Below are 21,393 nucleotides of genomic sequence, written 5' to 3' on the forward strand. Positions count from 1 at the left end.
CAGGAGCACATGGGAGAAACGGGCCGCAGTGCATTGCGGCCCGTCCTGCCGCTTATTTGAAGACGGCGTTCGGGTTATCGAGGCTGTCGGAGCCTTCGAGATCGATCTTGCCGAGATCGAGTGCGGCGATGACGCGTTCAACGGTCTTCGTCTGGTCGATGAGACCGTCGATGGCCGCCTGAACCACGGCGTTGCCTTCCTTGTTGCCTTCGCCGATCATCTGGTCATAGGCCTCGACGGTCTGGGCGCGCTTTTCCATCGCGTGCATGGCGTCGAGCGTCTTGTTCAGCTTCGCCGTCATTTCGTCGTTCAGCGCCTTGTCCTTGGCGCCGACCAGTTCGGCCAGCGACGCGCCGGTCATCTTCGTGCCGTCCACCCGAGTATAGTCGCCGGTATAGGCCGAAGCGATGCCGACGGCGTCGTTCAGATGCGAATTATAGGTATTGTCGGAGAAGCAATCATGCTCCTCTTCCGGGTCGTGCAGCAGAAGGCCGAGCTTCATGCGCTCGCCGGCCAGCTCACCATAAGAAAGCGAACCCATGCCGGTGAGAATGGCGGTGAGGCCGGCTTTCGGATCGGCTTTCACCGTCTTCGCGGCTTCGCCTTCCGGCGCCCAGGCGTCCACCATCTCCTGGAGATCCTTGATCAGCAGGGTGGAGGCGGATTTCAGATAGTCGGCGCGACGGTCGCAATTGCCGTTTGTGCATTTTGCCTTGTCGTAGTCGGTATAGGGACGGTTGCCCGCGCCCGGTCCGGTGCCGTTCAAGTCCTGGCCCCAGAGCAGGAATTCGATGGCGTGGTAACCGGTGGTCACATTGGCTTCGACATCACCCGCCTCGTGCAGGCTTTCGATCAGTTCAGGCGTGATCTTGGAGGCGTCGACCTCTTCACCACTGATCTTGATCTTCGGATTGGCGATGAGGTTGGCGACGTAAAGCTCGTTCTCGTCGCTTTCCGTGCCATAGGAACCGTCGACATAGTCGATCAGGCCTTCATCCAGCGGCCAGGCATTCACCTTGCCTTCCCAATCGTCAACGATCGGGTTGCCGAAACGGTAGACTTCCGACTGCTGGTAGGGAACACGCGCCTTGATCCAGGCTTCGCGGGCGGCCTTCAATGTCTCTTCGCTTGGCGTTGCGATCAGCGCATCGATCGCCTTGTCCAGCGCCTTCGCCGTGGTCAGCGAATCCTCGTATTTCGCATGCGCGACATCGGCGTAATGCTTGACGACGGCAGCCGCATCAGTGGCGGCCTGTGCGGGAAGCGCGGTGAAAGCCGCCGATGCGGCAAGAAGCGCGAAAGAGGCGCTGAGAATGGTTTTGCGGATCATGATCCCTCTCCTTGGGCAGGCATGAAAAGACTTCACGCTGCGGCCAGCGAGTTCTGACCCAATCACAAACTTGTGTCAAACATTCTAGTTTAGAATGCTTTGAAACAAGCTCGGTCGGTATTTCGCAAGTAAAATCGCTGCGTGCAAATCGGCTTTTATGCTTTGCGTTTCATCAAGCAGAAGAAGAAACCGTCCGTATCTGTGGTTGCAGGTGTCAGCGTCACTGTCTTTCCGTCCGAGGAATGCGGTTTGTTCGCATTTGCACCGAAAGTCGTCTGCCAGCGCTCCAGAGCGGAACCGATGACAAATTCAGGATTTTCCTCGCAGAAACGCCGGACCTGCTGCTCGTTCTCCTCAGGCAGAACGGAGCAGGTGACATAAAGCAACTCGCCGCCCGGGCGCACGAAACCCTTCGCCTGCGAAAGTGCCTCGCCCTGCTGCTGCACGCGTTCTTCCAGATTGCGTGCTGTCAGCCGCCATTTGGTGTCGGGGCGGCGGCGCCATGTTCCGGTGCCGGTGCACGGCGCATCCACCAGAACGCGGTCGAATTTTCCCTGGAAGGGCACAAGCCCGGCGGTACGGTCATGAACCTGCACGTTGCGGGTGCCGGCTCGTTTCAGCCGCTCGATGATCGGTGCGAGCCGCTTGCGGTCGGCATCGAAGGCGTGAACCTGGCCTTTATTGTTCATGCTGGCAGCCATGGCCAGCGTCTTGCCGCCGCCTCCGGCGCAATAATCGAGGATTTGTTCGCCTTCATGCGCGCCGGCGAGATCGGCAACAATCTGCGAGCCTTCGTCCTGCACTTCGAACCAGCCCTTCTGGAAGGACAGTTCGGCGGTGACGTTCGGCAGGCGAGAGGGACCTTCACCGGCGGGGATGCGAACACCCTGACGGGCGATACGGGTGCCTTCCGCGCCGCTTTCCTCGAGCGCCTTCAAAACTTTTTCGCGGGTTGCCTTCAGCGTGTTGGCGCGCAGGTCAAGGGTCGGCCTCTCATTCAGCGCCTGCGCTTCAGTGAGCCAGTTTTCGCCAAATGCCGTTTCGAAGGAAGATTGCACCCATTCGGGAATATCACCCTGAATATGGGCCGGTGCATCACCGAGAGAGCGGGAAAGAAAGGCCTGCTGCCTTTGTTCGTCTGGCGCGGCGGGGGCGAACTTGTCGCCATCGAATTCCGCCGCCAGTTCCGAAAAGCTTTTGCCCCATTGGCGCAGCAGCACGGCATAGCCCAGCGAGGCGGCGCTGTCGTCATCCATCAGCCAGGCGTGTGACAGCTTCATGCGCAAGGCGTCATAGACGATGTTGCCGATCGCAGCCCGGTCACCGGAGCCTGCGAAACGATGGGCAAGCCCCCAGTCCTTCAATGCATCGGCGACAGGACGTTTGCGCCCTTCAATATCCGCCAATACTTCGATTGCTCCGGCCAAACGCCCGCCCAAACGCATTGTCTACCTCATTTTGCTGATAAGCCCGGTTGGTAGACGCGAATGGCGGCGAGGGCAAGGCTCAATCGGCCTTGACGATCTCGTAGCAGACCTTGGCGGTGCCGGAACTGATCATGCCGATGTTTTTGGCAGCAGCCTTGGAAAGATCGAGAACGCGACCCTTGATGAACGGACCGCGGTCATTGATGCGCACCACCACGGCTTTGCCGTTGCGCGCGTTGGTTACCTTGACCTTGGTGCCGAACCGCAGCGAGCGGTGAGCGGCGGTCAGGTTGGCGGCGTTCATACGCTCGCCCGAAGCAGTCTTGGAGGTCAACGCATACCACGATGCGCCTCCACAACCATTTGCCGCATTCGCCTGAAGAGGCGCGATGATGGAACAGGCGGCTATAGTTGCAGCGGTGAAAGTTATACGACGGATATTCAACAAACTGTGCTTCCCTGAAAATCGGCCCCGCGCCGATTGATTGTGCCCTTGCTAAACGGCCATTTGCTGGCCTGAACGCCTTTTGATGCGAGATTGTAGGGCGAGGGAAAAATGGCGAAAAAAAGCTAAGCTCAAATCACGAAGTGTTACAGACTGTAATATTCGTGATCATTAGCCGGAAAGGTGTCCGAATAACGGGCGGGCACGAAAATGGAAAAAATAACGCAGAATCAATGCGCAATCGAAATGCTGTTGCAAGTCACGGCTTCGTGAATCCACTTCACGAAATGTGAGTGAAATATTTTTCTAATTGCTATGATTTTAGTGAATTTTGTTTGGTTAATAAAGTCTTAATTGACCAAAATGCGACGAAAACCATCCGAAAAAGTGGGTTTGGAAGGATTTTTCATCGTTTTTAAAGGCCCGGTTTTCAGCCCCGCCAGAGGCCGGATTCCCACAACTGCGTCAGCGAGATTTTGTACTCCGGAAAGTCGAAATTGAAGCCGAGGCTGCGTATTTTAGCGTTGGAAACACGCTTGTTCTCGCCGTAGAAGGAGCGCGCCATAGGGGTCAGATCGGCGGTTTCGAATGCCTGTTCGGGCGGCGGCTCCACACCCATCAACGTGGCGGCGAAGCTCACCACATCCTGCGGCGGGCAGGGTTCGTTATCGGTGACGTTGAAGATGCCGCGTTCATTCTTGCTCGCCAGAAAGGCAAGTGCCGCACCAATATCCTCGACCCGGATGCGATTGAACACCTGATCTTTCTTTACCAGTCTGCGCGCCGTTCCCTTCTCGAAATTCATGAAGGTATTGCGTCCGGGGCCATAAATTCCGGACAGACGAAGGGTGACAAGCGGCACATTTGTTTTTTCGGCAGCTGCCGTCCAGGCGGTTTCAGCGGCCACCCGCTCCACGGAACGGGCGGAGACTGGGCGGGAGGGGCTCTCCTCATCCACCCATGCGCCGTCATGGTCGCCATAAACGCCGACGGTGGAGAGATAAGCCATCCATTGCAGCTTCGGCAGGAACCGTTTCAGATCGCTGCCCAACAGCGCCAGCAGCGGATCGCCTTGCCCGCCAGGCGCAATGGACTGGACGAGATGTGTGATATTGCCCATCGCGGCGATGAGATCGTCATTAAGATGAACGCCGTCAAAAAGGAATGGCGTCATGCCTGTGGCTTCGAGGTTCGGGAACTTATTCTCACTGCGCGTTGTACCGGAAATAGTATCAGCCGCGGATTTCAGTGCGTTTGCGATGGCTTTTCCCGAATATCCCGCGCCGAAAATCATCACATGCATGCGTCACGCCTTTGCCAGTTGCCATTCCATTGCCGCCTCCGGATCAGATTCCGGCGCACGGGTGGCAGAGTAAGTACGGAATTCCTCCCTGTCCATAAGATGCGACAAAGCCCATGCGGCCATACCACGCACCTCCGGCGAAGGGTCGGTTTCGGCGAGAGACTTGCATTGCTCAACGAATTGCCGGTCGGCGGAGTTTCCCGCTGCGATCAGCACATTGCGGATAAACCGGTTGCGACCGATGCGCTTGACCGGAGAGCCGCTGAAAAAGCTGCGGAAGGCGGCATCGTCGAGCGTCAGCAAGAAGGAAATGGAAGGTTCCTTCAGATCTTCGCGGGCCTGCAATTTCATCTCGGAGGCGCTCGCTGCGAACTTGTTCCACGGACAGGCGGCAAGGCAATCGTCGCAGCCATAGATGCGGTTGCCAATCATCGGCCGGAATTCGTGCGGGATCGGCCCCTTGTGTTCGATGGTGAGGTAGGAGATGCAGCGGCGCGCATCGAGCTGATAGGGAGCGGGGAAGGCGGCTGTCGGACAGGCATCGAGACAGGCGCGGCAGGAGCCGCAATGATCCTTCTCGGCCTCATCAAGACAGAGCTCGGCGGTGGTGAACATGCTGCCAAGAAACAGCCATGAGCCGTGGGTGCGGCTGACCAGATTGGTATGTTTGCCCTGCCAGCCAAGCCCGGCGGCGGCGGCAAGCGGTTTTTCCATCACCGGCGCGGTATCGACAAAGACCTTCACATCCTCACCGGCGCGTGCGGCAAAGCGGGTGGCAATCTCTTTCAACCGGCCCTTGATGATGTCGTGATAATCGCGATTGCGGGCATAGACCGAAATGGCCGCCTTGTCCGGTTTGGAAAGCAGGCCGCGCGGGTCTTCCTCCGGGCCATAATTGAGGCCGAACATGACGATGGAGCGCACATCGCCCCACAGCGTTTTCGGCTCAGCCCGGCGAGCCTCCGTTTCTTCCATCCACGCCATCGTGCCGTGGTAACCCTTCTCGAGAAACAGCCTCAGCCGTTCCGGCGCCAGCGGAATGCTGTCCGGTGTGGTGATGCGGCAGAGATCAAAGCCAAGCGAAAGCGCTTCCTGACGAACGAAATCCGTCAGCTTGCGCGCGCGTATCCGCTGCTTGTCGCTGGCAACGTCGATGGCCGTTTCTCCCGAGTTTTAATCTGCGACATATATATGCTCAACGCGGGCCGCAGCAAATAACCGGGAAGGCGAGGCTTTAAAAATCCAGGTCGGCGTAGTGGGAGGAAGGGGCAAGGCGCGGAATGCGCTCGCTCAGGAACGGCCGGAAAGAGGGACGGGATTTCAGCCGCTGATACCATTCCTTGGCAATCGGCGCCTCGAGCCAGTTGATCTCACCAAGATAATCCAGCACCGAAACGCCAGCTGCGGCGGCAAGGTCGGCATAGCTCAACCGGTCGCCGGCAAGCCATGTTCGCGAACCGGCCAGCCACTCCAGATATTTGATGTGCTGGCGGATATTGTTGCGGGCAGTGCGCAACAGCTTGGAATCCGGCGGACCGCCACCCTGCGCTGTCGTCATCTGCAATTTATAAACCCGCTCCCGCACCAGCGGCCGGGTCACGTCATTTTCCATCTTCTGCAGAAACCACTCGGTCAGGCGGCGGATTTCCGCCCGCTGAAACGGGTCTTCTGCCAGAAGTCGCCTGTCGCGCTTCAAAACCCCATGCGTTTCGTCAAGAAACTCGGCCAGCACGTAAGGCCCGCTCAGCGAGCGCATATTGTCATCCAGATAGACCGGCAGGGTGCCGGCCGGATTGAGCGCCAGAAACTCCCGTCGTCTTTCCCACGGCTGCTCTTCCACGAGATCGGTCTGGAACCCGTATTCTGCGAGGATCAGACGAACGAACCGGGATGCGGTCGACATCGGAGAATGAAAGAGAGTTGGCATCGGTACTCAATTTTTACGATTGGTTGTCATGATCGGCATTTGCCGGAAAACTTTTTCAGTTTCGCTTCATCAAGACGCTATAAGAGCTTGGCTACTTTAAAACAAGTTTAACGCAATTGCTTTCCATTGCCGCTTTCCCCTGAAAAAAAGGATACCTCATGGGTGACCAATCGATCATCAGCGCGCTTCTGCTGGGCATTATCGAGGGTCTGACGGAGTTTATTCCCGTTTCCTCAACGGCGCATGTGCTGCTGGCCGGGCATTTCCTCGGCTTCAAATCACCCGGCAATACCTTTGCCGTCCTCATTCAGCTCGGTGCGATCCTCGCAATCCTTCTTGTTTATTTTCAAAAACTTGTGTCGATCGCACTCGCTTTGCCGACCAGCGCGAAGGCGCGCCGCTTCGTGCTGGCCGTCGCGCTTGCCTTCCTGCCGGCGGCGGTGATCGGGGCCTTAGCGCATGACTTCATCAAGACGGTGCTTTTCGAAACACCAATGCTGATTTGTGTCGTCCTGATCATCGGCGGCGTCATATTGCTTGCTGTCGACCGCATGCCATTAAAACCGAAATATACCGACATCATGGATTATCCGCCGTCGCTCGCCTTCAAGATCGGCCTGTTCCAGTGCCTTGCGATGATCCCCGGCACCTCCCGCTCCGGCGCCACAATCGTCGGCTCGCTGCTGATGGGCACGGACAAGCGTTCCGCTGCCGAATTCTCGTTCTTCCTGGCAATGCCAACCATGCTCGGCGCTTTTACCCTCGATCTCTACAAGAACCGCGATGCGCTGAGCTTCGATGATGGCGCGCTGATTGCCGTCGGTTTCATCGCCGCTTTTGTCTCCGGCCTGTTCGTTGTGCGCTCGCTGCTGGACTTCGTCTCGCGGCGCGGTTTTGCACCTTTCGCCTGGTGGCGTATCGTCATCGGCTCGCTGGGACTGATAGCACTTCTGGTTTTTGGCTAAGCCAATGCCGGCCCTCTCGAATGGCCGGACTGAAAATGAAAAAGCGCCCCGGAAAACTGGAGGCGCTTTTTCTTTGAAGCTTGTAGAGGCTGATCAGTTGGTGCTGATCGAAGCCGTTGCGCAGGGATCGACGCCGTAAGCGGGAGCGCAACCGCTCTTACCCGCCGCAACCGTTCCCGGCGCCATGAAAGAACCCGCCAGAACCACCAAAGCCGCACACGCAAAAAAGAGTGCGATAGATCTGCCCATTTTATGATTGCCTTTCAGACGTTCGTTCGCGCGGATGATGCCGCCGTGTGTGAATTGAGGGTCCGGGATATGTTTGGAATGTGGCCAATATCAATAAAGGAGCTTGCTGAATACCGGGTTAATGCGAAGTCTTTTCCACAGTTGCGCTTGTGCCACGCTTACCTGTTGTGGCCAGATAGCCGTTAACTTTTACCCGGCTTTGCAACGCCGTCCGTGTTGATGCTGCACCTCCCCTTCAGTTGAGGGAGAAATGCGCCAATAGCGGTTTGGTTGCAATTCAATCGCGCAAAAACAAAAAGCGGGAATGGCTCCCGCTTCCGTTCAAAATGGCGATGCCTGAAGTGCAGTTTCAGGCGGCTTTTCCGGCGTTGGAGAACTGACCATGTGTGCGATACTGCACCATGTAGGAGGGCAGAACCGAAGCGACACGAACGGGGTTGATGCCGATGCCTTCCAGTGTCAGGCCGTTCTTTTCCGCCTCGCTGGAAACGACATTGTCCTTTTTCAGCATGGTCACCTGATCGGCCGTCAACGGTGGCGTGATGAGCGGGACCAGTGAAGCGATCTTGCCGATCATCGAGGCGACGCCAAAAGGCAGATTGATGAAAGGACGCTGACGGTAAGTTGCTGCAAGAACGGCCTCAAGACAGTCGCGGAACGTCATCACGTCCTGACCGCCAAGTTCGTAGATAGCGCCGGGCTTCAGCTTGCCATCGACGCTGCGGGCAACCGCCTCGGCGACATCCTCGACATAAACAGGCTGGAATTTGGTTTTTCCACCGCCGATCAGCGGCAGGAAAGGCAGGCTGCGGGCCATCTTGGCGAATTTGTTGAAGAAATCGTCTTCCGGTCCGAAAATGATCGACGGGCGCAGGATCACCGCGCCTGGCAGAACGGAATGGATGGCGGCTTCAGCGCGGCCCTTGGTGCGGCCATAGCCGGTCTGCGAATTTGCTTCCGCCCCGATGGCAGAGATATGCGTCAGCGTCGCGCCGGCGTCGCGGGCGGCTTCGGCAATGGCCTTGGCGCCGAATTCCTGCACGGCGTCAAAGGTGTTGCGGCCGCTTTCGGTCAGGATGCCGACGCAATTGACCACGTGGTCTGCATCTTCGACGGCTTTGATTATGGAGTCGCGATAACGCAGGTTCGCCTGGGCGAAGGAAATCTGGCCGACATTGCCGAGCGGCTGCAGGAAACCGGCAAGATCCGGGCGACGCACGGCAACGCGGATACGATAACCGCGCTTGGCGAGCATTCTCACGACATGCCGCCCGACAAAACCCGAACCGCCGAAAACGGTGACGAGGGGTGGAAGGTTGGCCAAGGTCATGGGAGGCTCCTCAGAAGCTGTCGATAAAGCGTTTTTCAGTCTCTTAGCCCAAAGCCGCGCGCGCGTGAAGAGACGTTGTCGCAAGGCATGGCCAAGGTTTTACAAATCAGCCAAGTTTTGCAAATCGGCCAAGTTTTGCAAATCGGATTGAAGTTCGTCAAATTCCTTCGACGATCATCATATCGGTATCGGCGATGTCCTGACGAATTTTGGCCGCAGCCTGGTATTCGGGGGAGTTGTAGCAATCGATGGCGTGTTGCACCGAGGGGAACTCGATCACGACGTTGCGTCCGCGCGCCTTTCCTTCCAGTTCGGTCAAAGCGCCGCCCCGAGCGAGGAAATTGGCGCCGAACCGCTCGAAAGCGGGCTTCGCCGTCGCGACATAATCTTTATAGCGCTCATTGTCGCGTACATCGACGTGGGCGATCCAATATCCCTTTGCCATTTCATCTCCTCCGATTGTCGTTACTGATTGGCCGGAAAGCTGGCGCGCAGCATGTCATCGAGAATGGCGCGGGCTGCCGCCTTCGGGTCTTCCGCCCTGACGATCGGACGGGCGACGACCAGATGGCTCGAGCCGGCCTTGATGGCATCGTAAGGCGTCATCACCCGCTTTTGGTCGCCGAGATCTGCTCCAGCCGGGCGAATGCCGGGGGTGACGACAGCGAGGTCCGGGCCGAGAATTTCGCGCACTGCCGTCGATTCCTCCGCCGAGCAGACGATGCCGCCCATGCCGGCCTCACGCGCCTGCTGCGCCCGGCGCAGCACCAGCGAACGGGCATCCGAGGCGTAACCGGCTTCCGCCAGATCGCTGTCGTCCATCGAGGTCAGCACGGTGACGCCGAGCAGGCAGAGACCGGAACCTTCGGCCGCCTTGACCGCGGCGCGCATGGCCTTCGGATAGGCGTGCAGGGTCAGCATCGACATGCCCATGCGGGCGATGTTTTCGACACCGGATGCGACGGTATTGTCGATATCGAGCAGCTTCATGTCGAGAAAGACCTTTTTGCCGCTCTGAACAAGGTCACGCGCAAATTCGAGACCGCCTGCGAATACCAGCTGATAACCGATCTTGTAGAAGAGAACCTCGTCGCCGATTTTCGAAACGATGTCTTCGGCCTGCTGCACAGTCGGAACGTCCAGCCCGACGATGAGTTTTTCGCGCGCGGTCATTGTCTTATCCCTGCCATGTTTCCATTGGCGTCCAGTCGCATGTGGGAGACGCGGCTGCAAGTGAAAACTCGGCGATGGAAAAGCGGAAAAGATTGCCGCCGCCAGGAGGTTGGTCCTTGGCGCGGCTGATGCCACGACCTTCAATATGGCATTTCAACAGCGTGCCCACGCCGCCATGGCCGACAAAGGCGATGGGCTGTTGTGGTTCGTGCCTGTCGAGAACAGCTTTGACGGCGCCGACGATCCGTGTCTGCGCGTCGATCGCCCTTTCCCAACCGTGAAAACTGTCGTCAGGGTGGGCAAAGAACCAGTCCGCCGCCTTTTCGAATTCCGGCGGCGGCAGGAATCCGGTAGCGGACCGGTCGTTTTCATGCATCGCTTCGATAATCTCTATCGCCGCACCGGAGGTTTCCGCGAGGATACGGGCGGTTTCGATCGCCTTGGTTTCGGCGCTGGAAACGATGCGCCGCAACGCCCGCGCCCAGGAGAGGCGGCTTGCCTCCCGCGCCCGCTCGGCACCCCTGTCCGAAAGCCCCCAATCAGGAACGGGAACCATCGGATCGATCTTGACCTGAGGATGGGTGATATAAAGCGCGTGCATGAAACCGGTCCTCAAAGCAATGGAAAGGGCAAACCAACACCCTAACCATCCGTCACGACCGGGAAATGACGGTCTTAGCCATTCTGTCGAATGGTTACGCCCGCGTATAGGTCCACAATTGTGCCGGCGGAATATTGCGCACGATGAAATCGAAATGGCGGATGTGGTAGAGATGCGGCTGCGCGACGATCGGGGAAATCGGACCGTAGGATATCTGCACCACGGGGCGGCCATGCGGCACGCGCTTCAGCAATTCGTCAAGAAGCTTGATACGGGCGGCCATCGGGAAATTCAGCATCGGCACGGCGGAAACGACGCTGTCGAACATCTGGTCCTTGTGTTCACCGAGTGTCGCATCGAGATCGAAGGCGTCGCCATTGACGAAATTGACGCCGGGGTAGCTCCGCAGCAGCTGATTATAGAAATCGGTCGAATATTCGATGGCCGTCAGGCTTTCCGGCTTGATGCCGCGCGCCAGAATGGCCTTGGTGATGACGCCCGTGCCCGGGCCGAGTTCGAGAACCGGCAGGCCGGAATGGGGATTGATGACACTCGCCATTTTTTTCGCCGTGATCGACGATGTCGGGACAATGGCGCCGACTTTTTTCGGCTGGCTCACCATGCCCTTGAAAAAGCGGATTTCTTCCTCAAATTTCTGCTCAAGGCGTTGCTTCAGGTTAAGTGCCATAATTCCCCTCGGATACATTTTTGGTCATTGTCAAAAAACGGTTACGCACTGTTGATCTCATTTGGCGCAAAAACAAGGCAAAATGTCGTAACTGGAAAAATTCGCTTATCGTTTGAAACGCGCGGTAGCCGAATCAAAAAACGCCGGTGAAGCGATCCACCGGCGTTTTTGATTGAATTGGCAAAAAACAGCCGTTTAAACGCGCATCGGCATCAGAACATAGAGTGCATCATCGCCGGCGGTGTCGCGAACGAGCGTCGGCGATCCGGCATCTGCCAGCAGAAAAATCGCATCCTCGCCGGAAAGCTGCGAAGTGATGTCGAGGAGATATTTGGCATTGAAGCCGATTTCCATCGAATCATTGTCGTAACCAACGGCCACTTCTTCGGTAGCACTTCCCGAGTCGGGATTGTTGACGGTCAGCGTCAACTGGCCGTCAGTTAGCGCCAGCTTCACGGCGCGGCCGCGCTCGGACGAAATCGTCGAGACACGATCCACAGCCCGCGCGAAGGTCTGGCAATCGACGCGCATTTCCTTGTCGTTGCCGGTGGGGATCACGCGCTGGTAATCCGGGAAGGTGCCGTCGATGAGCTTCGAGGTCAAAACCACCGAACCGATAGTCAGGCGGATTTTGGCGTCCGAGACTTCTGCGGTGACTTCCAGTTCCGGATTGTCCATCAGCTTCTGCAATTCGCCGACGGTCTTGCGCGGAATGATGATGCCAGGCATGCCTTCGGAACCGGAGGGCGCATCCACATCGGCGCGCGCCAGACGGTGACCGTCCGTCGCGACAGCGCGCAGCTTAAGGTCGCCGCCGCTTTCGATGGTGTGGAAGAAGATGCCGTTCAGATAATAACGCGTTTCTTCGGTGGAAATCGCAAATTGCGTCCGGTCGATCAGCATCTTCAGATCGGTCGCCTTCAGTTTGAAAGTGTGGCTGAAGGTGCCGGCTGTCAGGTCAGGGAAATCGGTTTCCGGCAGGCATTGCAGCGAGAATTTCGAACGGCCGGAGGCAACCGTCATCGTGGAGCCATCAGGGTTGGTGGCCAGAAGCACCTCGGAACCGTCAGGCAGCTTGCGCACGATTTCATAAAGCAGGTGTGCCGGCACGGTGGTGGCACCCGCCTGTTCCACCATGGCCGGTGTTGCTTCGGTGATTTCGAGGTCGAGGTCGGTCGCCTTCATGTCCAGATTGGCGCCGGATGCGCGAAGCAGGACGTTGGACAGGATCGGGATGGTGTTACGACGCTCGACAACCCTGTGCACGTGGTTCAGCGATTTAAGAAGGTTCGACCGCTCAAGAGTAATACGCATGGACGCTACCGCTTTCAACCGTTGCGAACCGGCCACCGCCGGATCGGCAAGAAGAGTCTTGACCGGCAAAAAGCCGGATAATGTGGACGGGCAAAATGGCAGAGTTATTGCAGAAAATGCAAGAGCCGAGTGCGTCTGCTTCCGCTCATTTTGCTGCTATACAGCATGATCCACAGGCTGGAACTGTCCATGGACCTTGTTCGCCGGTTTTCTATTGCCCATAAAGGAGGAAAAACCGGAGCGACCGGCCGGCAATAATCGGCCAGAATGATTGGAAGCCGTGTGACGGAAGAACTATCGAACAGCGATGCCAGACAGGCAACAAGGGAATTCAGGATCGGTACGGCCACCATTCCGGCACGGCCGCTGGAACCGGCGCTCTATCTTGTGGCCACCCCCATCGGCAATCTCGGCGATATTACCATCCGTGCGCTGGAGACGCTGGCTTCGGCGGATGTTCTCGCCTGCGAGGATACCCGCGTCACCCGTATCCTGCTTGAACGCTACGGCATTCGCACGCGCCCACTCGCCTATCACGAGCACAATGCGAACGAAGCGGGGCCGAAGCTCATCGCCGCCCTGGAAGCCGGAAAATCCGTGGCACTGGTATCGGATGCCGGAACGCCGCTTGTTTCCGATCCCGGTTATCGTCTTGGTCAGCTGGCACTTGAGGCAGGCCATCGCGTTGTGCCGGTACCGGGCGCATCGGCGCCGCTTGCCGCCCTTGTCGGATCGGGCATGCCGAGCGATGCCTTTCTGTTTGCAGGTTTCCTGCCGGTGAAGGACCGCGGCAAGCGGGATCGTTTTGCCGAACTTGCGAAAACCCCCGCCACTTTGATCTTCTTTGAATCGCCGCGCCGCATCGGCACCACCGTCAAGGTGGCGTCGGAAGTGCTTGGCCGCGACCGGCGCGCCGTGGTCTGCCGCGAGCTGACCAAGACTTTCGAGGAATTCCGGCGAGGCACGCTCAGCGAGCTTGCCGATTATTATGACGAGGATCGTGTGGTGAAGGGCGAGATCGTACTTCTGATTGAGCCGCCCTCCTATGACGAAATTCCCGATATCGAGGATGTCGAAAAGCTCCTTAAGGATCTGGTCGCGACTATGCCTGCAGCCAAGGCCGCGGGCGAGGCATCGAAACTGACCGGCCTGCCACGCAAGGAGCTTTATCAACGCCTGCTGGATATGAAGGACAGGGATGGCGGCTGACGCGCGAAGGAACAAAAGACGCAAGGCCGAGCGGCGCGGCCACACGGCGGAATATTGGGCCGCACTCTATCTGCTGGTGAAGGGATATCGCATCCTCGCCATTCGTTATCGTACCCGGTTGGGGGAAATCGACCTCATCGCCCGCAAGCGGGATGTCGTTGCGATCATCGAGGTCAAGGCGCGATCTTCCGGGCTGGGGGCTATCGATGCGGTGGGCTTCCATTCGCAGCAGCGCATCCGGGCCGCCGCCGATCTCTGGCTCTCCCGTCGCGGTGATGCTGCCCGGTTTTCACTGCGCTTCGATATCGTCGCCATTCTGCCGCGACGCCTGCCGCAGCATTTCATCGACGCGTTTTGAGGGGGAGGGAAGGCAATGTCCAGCGAGCGCGAAAAAATGGCCGCGGGCGAATGGTATAGCTGCATGGATGCCGAACTGGATGGGCTGCGCCTGCGCGCGCGCCGGGCCGTTCACCAGCACAATGCCGCGCTGCCGGATGAGCGCGGAGCCATGGCGCCGCTGCTGCACGCCCTCTTCGCCTCTGTCGCGGAAGGCGCATTTATCGAAGCCCCGTTTCATTGCGCTTACGGCTTCAACATCACGCTGGGCAGGAATGTCTATCTGAATACCAGCTGCGTCATTCTCGATTCCGCCAGGGTGGTGATCGGCGATGGGGCAATGCTCGGTCCGGCCGTGCAGATCTATTGTGCTGAACACCATCTGGACCCGGTTCCGCGCGCGCAAGGCATTGAAATCGCAAAGCCGGTGACAATCGGCCGTGATGTCTGGATTGGCGGCGGCGCAATCCTGCTGGCCGGCATTACCATTGGTGATGGGGCGATCGTCGGTGCCGGTTCGGTGGTGACGCGGGATGTGCCGCCGGGCGCGACGGTGGTGGGAAATCCGGCCCGTCCGATAAAGCGCAAGGACGCCTGAGACACCCATTTTTGAAAGAACGGAGTTCATTAACAGGCGCCGTAACAAATCTGACATGAAACTGTTAAAGAGGCGTCATGGAACCCCTCTATTCGCATCCTCATCCCAATAAATGGTGGAGAGGATTTAGTAATGTTGAAGAAGATTTCCATGGCCGCAGTGGCGGTCAGCATTTCGGCAACGTCTTCCATGGCTGCGACCAACATCACCTGGTGGCACGGTATGGGCGGCCGTAACGGCGAAGTCATCAACGAAGTTTCCCAGAAGTTCAACGAAGCCCAGAAGGAATGCGCTCTGACGCCGGTTTCCAAGGGCTCTTACGAAGAAGCACTGGCCAGCGGCATCGCCGCCTTCCGTTCCGGCGAGCAGCCGAACATCCTCCAGGTTTTCGATGCCGGCGCGGCCACCATCATCAACGCCAAGGGCGCGGTCATTCCTGCGGAAGACCTGATCAACAAGGCCGGTTACAAGTTCGACCGCGAAGCCTTCATCAACGGCGTGCGTTATTTCTACGCTGCAGCTGATGGCAAGTTCGTCGGCATGCCTTTCAACTCCTCTGCTCCGATCATGTATGTCAACGACGAAGCCCTGAAAAAGGCCGGCGTCGAAGCACCGAAGACCTGGGAAGAGTTCGAACAGGTTGCGCCGAAGCTGAAAGAAGCCGGCTACATCCCGCTCGTCCAGTCGCAGCTGACCTGGCAGTTCACGGAGAACTTCTTCTCCCGCAACAACATCCAGTTCGCCACCAACAATAACGGCTACGACAGCGTCACCGACACCAAGCTGAAGCTTACCGATCCGAACCTCGTCATGATGTTCGACAAGCTGAAGGACTGGAAGGACAAGGGCCTGTTCGCTTATTACGGCGCCGGCTGGAACGACAACCAGAAGCCGTTTGAAGAAGGCAAGGTCGCTTTCTGGATCGGTTCTTCCGGTTCGTTCGGTGGCCTGCAGAAGACGGCAACCATGCCGTTCTCGGCAACCTTCCTTCCCTACTGGGGCTCCATCAAGGGCGCTGGCACCAACTCCTTCATCGGCGGCGCTGCCCTCTTCGCAATGTCCGGCAAGTCCGAAGCCGAAAACAAGTGCGTGGCTGACTTCTTCCAGTTCCTGACCTCGCCGGAAATCCAGGTCTTCTATCATAAGGCAACCGGTTACGTCGCCATCACCAAGGCCGCCTACGAAAAGGCCAAGGCTGAAGGCTTCTACAAGGAAAAGCCGGTCGCCGAAGTCGGCATCCAGCAGCTGTCGCTGCCGGGCGGTGAATGGTCCAAGGGTTATCGCCTCGGCTTCTACCCGCAGATCCGCGCCGTCATGGAACGCGAATATAACCGCATCTTCTCCGGCGAAGTTACGCCGAAGGACGCCTTCGACATCATCGAGAAGGAAGGTAACGACCTTCTGGCCCGTTTCGCCAAGACGGCCGGCTGATCGATCTTTTCGAAACCAATGATCGTTGTCGAGCCTCCTTTCCGACGGAAGGGAGGCTCGCTTCTGGATAAGGAGGCGCAAGCGTGGCCTATACATCGTCTCAACCGCGTCTGGCCCGGTTTTTATCCGGCTGGTCCGCCAAGACTGGAAAACCCGCCAAGCCAGCTGAAGCCGGCATGAAGCGCGTACAGTTCTCCTCGTCCTTCGTACCCTACCTGTTTCTGGCGCCGCAGCTTGCGGTGATTTTCATCTTTTTCTACTGGCCGTCCGTCCAGGCCATTCAGTCTTCGTTTTATCTCGAAGACCCTTTCGGCTTCGGGGCCTCATTCGTGGGCTTCGCCAATTATTCGGACGCGATATTCAATCCGGAATATCTCAACATTGCCAAATTCACGGTCGTTTTCACCGTGCTGGTGACCTTCTTTTCACTGGCGCTCGGCCTTTTGCTGGCCGTCAAGGCGGATGCGGTCATTCGCGGCAGTTCGACCTACAAGACGTTGCTGATCTCCGTTTATGCCATCGCGCCGCCGGTTGCCGGCCTCATCGGCATGATGTTTTTCGACCAGCATATCGGCCCCTTCGTCAAGATGGCGGCGTTTTTCGGCTGGGACATGAAGGTCGGCCTTAATTATTTCGACACGGCCTTTGCCATGGTCGTCGTCGCCGTGTGGAAGCAGATCCCCTATAATTTCATCTTCTTCCTGTCCGGGCTTCAGGGTGTGTCCGTCGCTGTGCGTGAGGCGGCCGCCATCGATTGCCGCTCCGGCTTTCGCCGGTTCTGGACGGTCATCATGCCGCTTTTGGCGCCCACCGCCTTCTTCCTGCTGATCATCAACATCACCTATTCCCTGTTCGATACGTTCGGCGTCATCGACGTGATGGTGAAGGACAAGGCGGCCAACAACCCCATCACGCTGGTCTACAAGGTGTTTCTTGACGGTTTCCGCGGCAATGACATCGGTGGTTCTTCGGCCCAGTCCGTCATTCTGATGCTGGTCGTCTTCGTCCTCACCATCATCCAGTTCCGCTTCATCGAGAAGCGCATCCATTACAATTGAGGGAAAAGACGATGTACAAGACAAAACCCCTCGACCATCTGGTGCTGATAACCGGCGCGCTGTTCCTGATACTGCCTGTTGTCGTGGCTTTCATGACCTCCACGCACACGGCGGCGGAAATCCATCGCACCGGTCTGGCGATCGTTCCGGGCGACAATTTCGTCGAAACCTATGAAAAGGTCCTGACCCAGAAGGGCGGCTTCACCGGGCAGATCACCGGCCTCAACATGGTGCTCAATTCGCTGATCCTCGGCATTGGTTTTGCCGTGGGCAAGATCGTCCTGTCGATGACGGCGGCCTATGCGATCGTCTATTTCCGCTTCCGCTTTGCGACACTCGCCTTCTGGATCATTTTCACGACGCTGCTCTTGCCGCTCGAAGTGCGCATCATGCCGTCCTATGAGGTGATGAGCAAACTTGGCCTGTTGAACTCCTATACCGGCTTGATCGTGCCGCTTCTGGCGTCTGCGACGGGCACCTTCTATTTCCGGCAATTCTTCAAATCCATTCCGGAAGAACTGCTGGAGGCCGCCCGCATCGACGGGGCAGGGCCGTTCAAATTCTTCATCGATGTCATCATCCCGCTGTCACGCACCATGATGGCGGCGATCTTCATCATCATGTTCGTTTATGGCTGGAACCAGTATCTCTGGCCGATGCTGATGACGACGGATGAAAGTTTCTTCACCCTGATGCGTGGCATCAAGTCGATCCTGCAGGTCTGGGTCGGTTCGCAAATTCCCGATTACAACGAAGCTTTCGCACTCGCCGTTCTGGCCATGCTGCCGCCGGTGCTGATCGTCATCGTATTCCAGCGCTGGTTCATCAAGGGCCTCACCGAGAGCGATAAATAAGGAGACCGAAATGGCCGCTATTGAAATCAGTCAGGTCTGCAAGGATTATCATGGCGGCGTGCGCGCCGTGCATCACGTCGATATCGACATCAGGGACGGTGAGTTCATCGTTCTCGTCGGCCCCTCCGGCTGCGGCAAGTCCACGCTCCTGCGCATGGTTGCCGGCCTTGAGGACATCTCCGAAGGCACGGTGAAGATCGGCGACCGGGTGGTCAATCAGGCCGATCCCGCTGACCGTGATATTGCCATGGTGTTCCAGAATTACGCGCTTTATCCGCATATGTCGGTGCGCCAGAACCTGGAATATGGGCTGAAGAACCGCAAGACGCCGAAGGCGGAGATCGATGCACGTGTGGCCGAAGCCGCCCGTATGCTGCAGCTCGAACCCTATCTGGAGCGCAAACCGCGCGCCCTTTCCGGCGGCCAGCGGCAGCGTGTCGCCATGGGCCGTGCCATCGTTCGCAAACCGGCGGCCTTCCTGTTCGATGAGCCTCTGTCTAACCTTGATGCAAAGCTGCGCGTCTCCATGCGCGGTGAAATCAAGCGCCTGCAAAAGCGCCTCGGCACCACATCCATCTATGTCACCCACGATCAGCTTGAGGCCATGACGCTGGCTGATCGTCTGGTGGTGCTGAATGGCGGCCGCATCGAACAGATCGGCGCGCCGCTTGATGTCTATCACACCCCCGCCTCCACTTTCGTCGCCAGCTTCATCGGCTCTCCCGCCATGAACCTGCTGAATGCCGAGTTGCATGGTGATAGCCTCGCCATCGGTCCGTCACTGTTTGCGCTCAACGGTTTTGCACCCGCTTCGGGGTCGGTGACGGTGGGCATGCGGGCGGAGGATTTCCGCATTGCCGCGGCGGGCGAGCAGGGCCTTGCGTTGCGTGTCGATTATATCGAGGAACTGGGTTCGCAGCGCCTCGTGCATGGCATGATCGGCGATCAGAACCTGACAGTGGCTTTCCCGCCGGATGTTGAGGTTCCGTCCGCATTGTCGGTGACGATAGCGCCGGAAAAACTGCACTTCTTCTCCAACGAAACCGGCAAACGCATCGCCGGCAAGGCGGAACAGATCAAGGTACAGACCGCGCAGCTGGCGACGGCCTGATCACCTCGGAAGAAATCGGCGCGATGACTAAAATTGCGCCGATTGTCAAAACCGCTTTGTTACGATCCCGATGATAGAAGACCTCCAATATTTCACGGGGGTTTTCTAATATGTCGTTCAAAATGATGTTCGCGGCGGCTGCAACCATGGCGATCCGCACGGTGCCAATATTGCCGGCCTATCTGCGCGGAGCAAAAGACGAGGCCGTTGTCAGCGCGTCTTGCACCGATCTGCGGCTTCAGCCTGCCCCCATCAATCCCGACTGGATCATTTCCGGCGATCCCCAGGCGCGTGCGGCCGATCATTCCCGAAGCGGCGACCGCGCTTCCAGCACCGCCATGTGGGATTGCACGGCCGGTGAGTTCCGCTGGTTCTTCGGCTGGGATGAAACCGTCTATATTCTGGAAGGCGAGGTGCATGTGACGGCCGAAGACGGTTCGGTCAGCATCCTGCGGGTTGGCGACGTCGCCTATTTCCGGGCTGGAACATGGGCCACCTGGCGGGTAGATGACTATGTCCGCAAGGTCGCCTTCATGCGCCGTCCGTTCCCCAGGGCGCTGGCTCTCGCCTATCGCGTCAAGAACAAGCTGTTTTCCGGCAGTTCCTACAAGCTGGCCGCCTGAACTGGTAAAATAGCCGGGTCGGTGGAACCCACCCGGCTCCACCGGCGGAATTATGAAGGTTCAATAAAACTCACACAAGCCACCGCTTGCAGCAGTTGCCTTTGAATGGTCGCTGCCCTACATCTTCAGGGTTTTCTGAAGCATTTCCGGGGTTCTCCCGGTCCTGCAGGGAATTTTGAAAAGACGGGATAGTGGGCACTGTGGGCCGGTAAGGCGTCCGCATGCTGCAAGAGGAACATGCGCATGGCGAAGATCAAGAACGTCGCGATCCAGATGGATCATGTCTCCGGCATCAACATTGCCGGTGATTCCACTTTCGCCATGAGCCTTGAGGCGCAGGCGCGCGGATACCGGCTGTTCCACTATACGCCAGAGCGTCTTTCCATGCGTGACGGCAAGATTTACGCCGCCGTCGAGCAGATGGAACTGCGTGACATAAAGGGTGACCATTTCTCGCTGTCAGAGCCGGAGCGCGTTGATCTTTCGACCATGGATGTCATCCATCTGCGTCAGGATCCGCCATTCGACATGGCATACATCACCTCCACCCATCTGCTGGAGCGCATTCATCCCAAAACACTTGTTGTCAATGACCCGGCCTGGGTGCGCAACTCGCCGGAAAAGATTTTCGTCACCGAATTCGCCGATCTGATGCCGAAGACCCTGATCACCAAGGACGTGGCCGAGATTGCCCGGTTCCGCAATGAAATGGGCGATATCATCCTCAAGCCGCTTTATGGCAATGGCGGTGCGGGTGTCTTCCATTCGGCGCGTGATGACCGCAATTTCTCCTCCCTGCTGGAAATGTTCGGCCAGATGTTCCGCGAGCCCTATATTGCCCAGGAATATCTGCCTGACGTCCGCAAGGGCGACAAGCGTATCCTCCTGGTGGATGGCGAGCCGGTGGGCGCAATCAACCGCGTGCCGGCGGAAAACGATGCCCGTTCCAACATGCATGCCGGTGGCCGGCCAGAGCCGACGGAACTGACGGCGCGCGAGAAGGAAATCTGCCGTCGTATCGGTCCCGCCCTGCGCGAGCGTGGTTTCCTCTTTGTTGGTATTGATGTGATCGGCGATTATCTCACCGAGATCAACGTCACCTCACCGACCGGCATTCGTGAGGTGCAGAAATTCGGCGGCGCCGATGTGGCAAGCCTATTGTGGGACGCCATCGAGAAAAAGCGCGAAGCTCAGGATTTCTGAAGCGATTTGCCGACCGAACCCCGTTTGTTCCGTGGGTACAACTAGACACAACTAAAATACATCGCCCGCGTGAAATTGTTCACCGGATGTTCTTGTTTTATTCTTTGCCTTATGGCACGTTGCTTGCGGGTGGCCGCCATGGTGTTGATTTTCACTGAGAAGTGACCCGGTATTTCCACCGAGATTTGACCCGCCTTTCAGATATGTTTCGGGTCTTG

General features: G+C 57.9%; 21 protein-coding genes and 2 pseudogenes. 11 read left to right on the top strand and 12 right to left on the bottom strand.

Features of this window, described 5'->3' with window-relative positions; translation table 11 throughout:
- Positions 1-52: 52 nt before the first annotated feature.
- The 6 genes from AKG12_RS20360 to AKG12_RS20390 all read right to left on the bottom strand — a co-directional run bounded on the left by AKG12_RS20360 (position 53) and on the right by AKG12_RS20390 (position 6,432).
- A complete protein-coding gene (locus tag AKG12_RS20360; protein WP_052820214.1) occupies positions 53-1,330 on the bottom strand; it encodes an imelysin family protein in 1,278 nt (425 codons plus the stop codon).
- Positions 1,331-1,485: 155 nt separating this feature from the next.
- The gene (locus tag AKG12_RS20365; RefSeq protein ID WP_052820215.1) at positions 1,486-2,775 is read right to left on the bottom strand and encodes an RsmB/NOP family class I SAM-dependent RNA methyltransferase; all 1,290 of its coding nucleotides are present in this window, start codon (positions 2,773-2,775) and stop codon (positions 1,486-1,488) included.
- Positions 2,776-2,836: 61 nt separating this feature from the next.
- Positions 2,837-3,205, bottom strand: coding sequence for a septal ring lytic transglycosylase RlpA family protein (locus tag AKG12_RS20370; protein WP_035219318.1), 369 nt, complete (start codon positions 3,203-3,205; stop codon positions 2,837-2,839).
- 427 nt (positions 3,206-3,632) lie between these two features.
- Complete coding sequence (locus AKG12_RS20375; protein ID WP_052820216.1) at positions 3,633-4,505, bottom strand: SDR family oxidoreductase; 873 nt, start codon at positions 4,503-4,505, stop codon at positions 3,633-3,635.
- 3 nt (positions 4,506-4,508) lie between these two features.
- Entirely contained in the window at positions 4,509-5,660 is a 1,152-nt protein-coding gene (gene queG, locus AKG12_RS20380) for a tRNA epoxyqueuosine(34) reductase QueG (protein ID WP_082178959.1), read from the bottom strand.
- 79 nt (positions 5,661-5,739) lie between these two features.
- A complete protein-coding gene (locus tag AKG12_RS20390) occupies positions 5,740-6,432 on the bottom strand; it encodes a glutathione S-transferase family protein (protein WP_046799268.1) in 693 nt (230 codons plus the stop codon).
- A gap of 158 nt (positions 6,433-6,590) precedes the next feature.
- On the opposite strand from AKG12_RS20390, the gene AKG12_RS20395 reads away from it, so the two are divergent.
- Positions 6,591-7,397 (top strand): undecaprenyl-diphosphate phosphatase, encoded by an 807-nt coding sequence (locus AKG12_RS20395; protein ID WP_052820219.1) that lies wholly within the window; start codon positions 6,591-6,593, stop codon positions 7,395-7,397.
- A 598-nt stretch (positions 7,398-7,995) separates the two neighbouring features.
- Here AKG12_RS20395 and AKG12_RS20405 read toward each other — a convergent pair.
- The 6 genes from AKG12_RS20405 to dnaN form a co-directional block, all read right to left on the bottom strand.
- Entirely contained in the window at positions 7,996-8,976 is a 981-nt protein-coding gene (locus AKG12_RS20405; protein WP_052820221.1) for a complex I NDUFA9 subunit family protein, read from the bottom strand.
- 157 nt (positions 8,977-9,133) lie between these two features.
- Entirely contained in the window at positions 9,134-9,421 is a 288-nt protein-coding gene (locus AKG12_RS20410; protein ID WP_052820222.1) for a DUF1330 domain-containing protein, read from the bottom strand.
- Positions 9,422-9,441: 20 nt separating this feature from the next.
- Positions 9,442-10,149, bottom strand: coding sequence for an orotidine-5'-phosphate decarboxylase (gene pyrF, locus AKG12_RS20415; protein WP_046799272.1), 708 nt, complete (start codon positions 10,147-10,149; stop codon positions 9,442-9,444).
- Between the two features lie 4 nt (positions 10,150-10,153).
- Positions 10,154-10,750, bottom strand: coding sequence for a histidine phosphatase family protein (locus AKG12_RS20420; protein ID WP_052820223.1), 597 nt, complete (start codon positions 10,748-10,750; stop codon positions 10,154-10,156).
- Positions 10,751-10,844: 94 nt separating this feature from the next.
- Entirely contained in the window at positions 10,845-11,438 is a 594-nt protein-coding gene (gene pmtA / locus AKG12_RS20425; protein ID WP_052820224.1) for a phospholipid N-methyltransferase PmtA, read from the bottom strand.
- Positions 11,439-11,633: 195 nt separating this feature from the next.
- Positions 11,634-12,752 carry a DNA polymerase III subunit beta gene (gene dnaN, locus AKG12_RS20430; RefSeq protein WP_046799275.1) on the bottom strand — a complete coding sequence of 373 codons (1,119 nt, stop codon included), beginning with the start codon at positions 12,750-12,752 and terminating at the stop codon, positions 11,634-11,636.
- Positions 12,753-13,019: 267 nt separating this feature from the next.
- On the opposite strand from dnaN, the gene rsmI reads away from it, so the two are divergent.
- The 10 genes and pseudogenes from rsmI (at position 13,020) to gshB (ending at position 21,175) form a co-directional block, all read left to right on the top strand.
- Positions 13,020-13,961: a 16S rRNA (cytidine(1402)-2'-O)-methyltransferase gene (gene rsmI / locus AKG12_RS20435; protein WP_052820225.1), complete on the top strand. Its 942-nt coding sequence runs from the start codon at positions 13,020-13,022 to the stop codon at positions 13,959-13,961.
- On the top strand, positions 13,951-14,319 hold the full coding sequence (locus AKG12_RS20440) for a YraN family protein (RefSeq protein WP_052820226.1): 369 nt from the start codon (positions 13,951-13,953) through the stop codon (positions 14,317-14,319). Before rsmI ends, AKG12_RS20440 begins: the two co-directional genes overlap by 11 nt.
- Positions 14,320-14,355: 36 nt before the next feature.
- Positions 14,356-14,493 (top strand): annotated as a pseudogene (locus AKG12_RS31410) (maltose acetyltransferase domain-containing protein); the annotation flags it as partial.
- A 225-nt stretch (positions 14,494-14,718) separates the two neighbouring features.
- Positions 14,719-14,883 (top strand): annotated as a pseudogene (locus AKG12_RS31415) (DapH/DapD/GlmU-related protein); the annotation flags it as partial.
- 144 nt (positions 14,884-15,027) lie between these two features.
- Positions 15,028-16,326 (top strand): extracellular solute-binding protein, encoded by a 1,299-nt coding sequence (locus AKG12_RS20450; RefSeq protein WP_046799279.1) that lies wholly within the window; start codon positions 15,028-15,030, stop codon positions 16,324-16,326.
- Between the two features lie 83 nt (positions 16,327-16,409).
- Positions 16,410-17,384, top strand: a complete 975-nt coding sequence (locus AKG12_RS20455; RefSeq protein WP_197283338.1) for an ABC transporter permease — start codon at positions 16,410-16,412, stop codon at positions 17,382-17,384.
- Positions 17,385-17,395: 11 nt separating this feature from the next.
- On the top strand, positions 17,396-18,238 hold the full coding sequence (gene ugpE, locus AKG12_RS20460) for a sn-glycerol-3-phosphate ABC transporter permease UgpE (protein WP_046799281.1): 843 nt from the start codon (positions 17,396-17,398) through the stop codon (positions 18,236-18,238).
- 10 nt (positions 18,239-18,248) lie between these two features.
- Positions 18,249-19,349 carry a sn-glycerol-3-phosphate import ATP-binding protein UgpC gene (locus AKG12_RS20465; protein ID WP_046799282.1) on the top strand — a complete coding sequence of 367 codons (1,101 nt, stop codon included), beginning with the start codon at positions 18,249-18,251 and terminating at the stop codon, positions 19,347-19,349.
- A 110-nt stretch (positions 19,350-19,459) separates the two neighbouring features.
- The gene (locus AKG12_RS20470) at positions 19,460-19,972 is read left to right on the top strand and encodes a cupin domain-containing protein (protein WP_046799283.1); all 513 of its coding nucleotides are present in this window, start codon (positions 19,460-19,462) and stop codon (positions 19,970-19,972) included.
- Between the two features lie 243 nt (positions 19,973-20,215).
- The gene (gene gshB, locus AKG12_RS20475; RefSeq protein WP_046799443.1) at positions 20,216-21,175 is read left to right on the top strand and encodes a glutathione synthase; all 960 of its coding nucleotides are present in this window, start codon (positions 20,216-20,218) and stop codon (positions 21,173-21,175) included.
- The last annotated feature ends 218 nt before the right edge of the window (positions 21,176-21,393 follow it).

The sequence above is a fragment of the Agrobacterium sp. SUL3 genome, from assembly GCF_001263295.1.
Classification (GTDB): Bacteria; Pseudomonadota; Alphaproteobacteria; order Rhizobiales; family Rhizobiaceae; genus Agrobacterium; species Agrobacterium tomkonis.

Coding starts and splice junctions, on each gene's coding strand:
- AKG12_RS20360 (WP_052820214.1), bottom strand. CDS start 1,330: ATGATCCGCAAAACCATTCTCAGCGCCTCTTTCGCGCTTCTTGCCGCA.
- AKG12_RS20365 (WP_052820215.1), bottom strand. CDS start 2,775: ATGCGTTTGGGCGGGCGTTTGGCCGGAGCAATCGAAGTATTGGCGGAT.
- AKG12_RS20375 (WP_052820216.1), bottom strand. CDS start 4,505: ATGCATGTGATGATTTTCGGCGCGGGATATTCGGGAAAAGCCATCGCA.
- AKG12_RS20390 (WP_046799268.1), bottom strand. CDS start 6,432: ATGCCAACTCTCTTTCATTCTCCGATGTCGACCGCATCCCGGTTCGTT.
- AKG12_RS20395 (WP_052820219.1), top strand. CDS start 6,591: ATGGGTGACCAATCGATCATCAGCGCGCTTCTGCTGGGCATTATCGAG.
- AKG12_RS20405 (WP_052820221.1), bottom strand. CDS start 8,976: ATGACCTTGGCCAACCTTCCACCCCTCGTCACCGTTTTCGGCGGTTCG.
- AKG12_RS20410 (WP_052820222.1), bottom strand. CDS start 9,421: ATGGCAAAGGGATATTGGATCGCCCACGTCGATGTACGCGACAATGAG.
- pyrF (WP_046799272.1), bottom strand. CDS start 10,149: ATGACCGCGCGCGAAAAACTCATCGTCGGGCTGGACGTTCCGACTGTG.
- AKG12_RS20420 (WP_052820223.1), bottom strand. CDS start 10,750: ATGCACGCGCTTTATATCACCCATCCTCAGGTCAAGATCGATCCGATG.
- pmtA (WP_052820224.1), bottom strand. CDS start 11,438: ATGGCACTTAACCTGAAGCAACGCCTTGAGCAGAAATTTGAGGAAGAA.
- dnaN (WP_046799275.1), bottom strand. CDS start 12,752: ATGCGTATTACTCTTGAGCGGTCGAACCTTCTTAAATCGCTGAACCAC.
- rsmI (WP_052820225.1), top strand. CDS start 13,020: ATGATTGGAAGCCGTGTGACGGAAGAACTATCGAACAGCGATGCCAGA.
- AKG12_RS20440 (WP_052820226.1), top strand. CDS start 13,951: ATGGCGGCTGACGCGCGAAGGAACAAAAGACGCAAGGCCGAGCGGCGC.
- AKG12_RS20450 (WP_046799279.1), top strand. CDS start 15,028: ATGTTGAAGAAGATTTCCATGGCCGCAGTGGCGGTCAGCATTTCGGCA.
- ugpE (WP_046799281.1), top strand. CDS start 17,396: ATGTACAAGACAAAACCCCTCGACCATCTGGTGCTGATAACCGGCGCG.
- AKG12_RS20465 (WP_046799282.1), top strand. CDS start 18,249: ATGGCCGCTATTGAAATCAGTCAGGTCTGCAAGGATTATCATGGCGGC.
- AKG12_RS20470 (WP_046799283.1), top strand. CDS start 19,460: ATGTCGTTCAAAATGATGTTCGCGGCGGCTGCAACCATGGCGATCCGC.
- gshB (WP_046799443.1), top strand. CDS start 20,216: ATGGCGAAGATCAAGAACGTCGCGATCCAGATGGATCATGTCTCCGGC.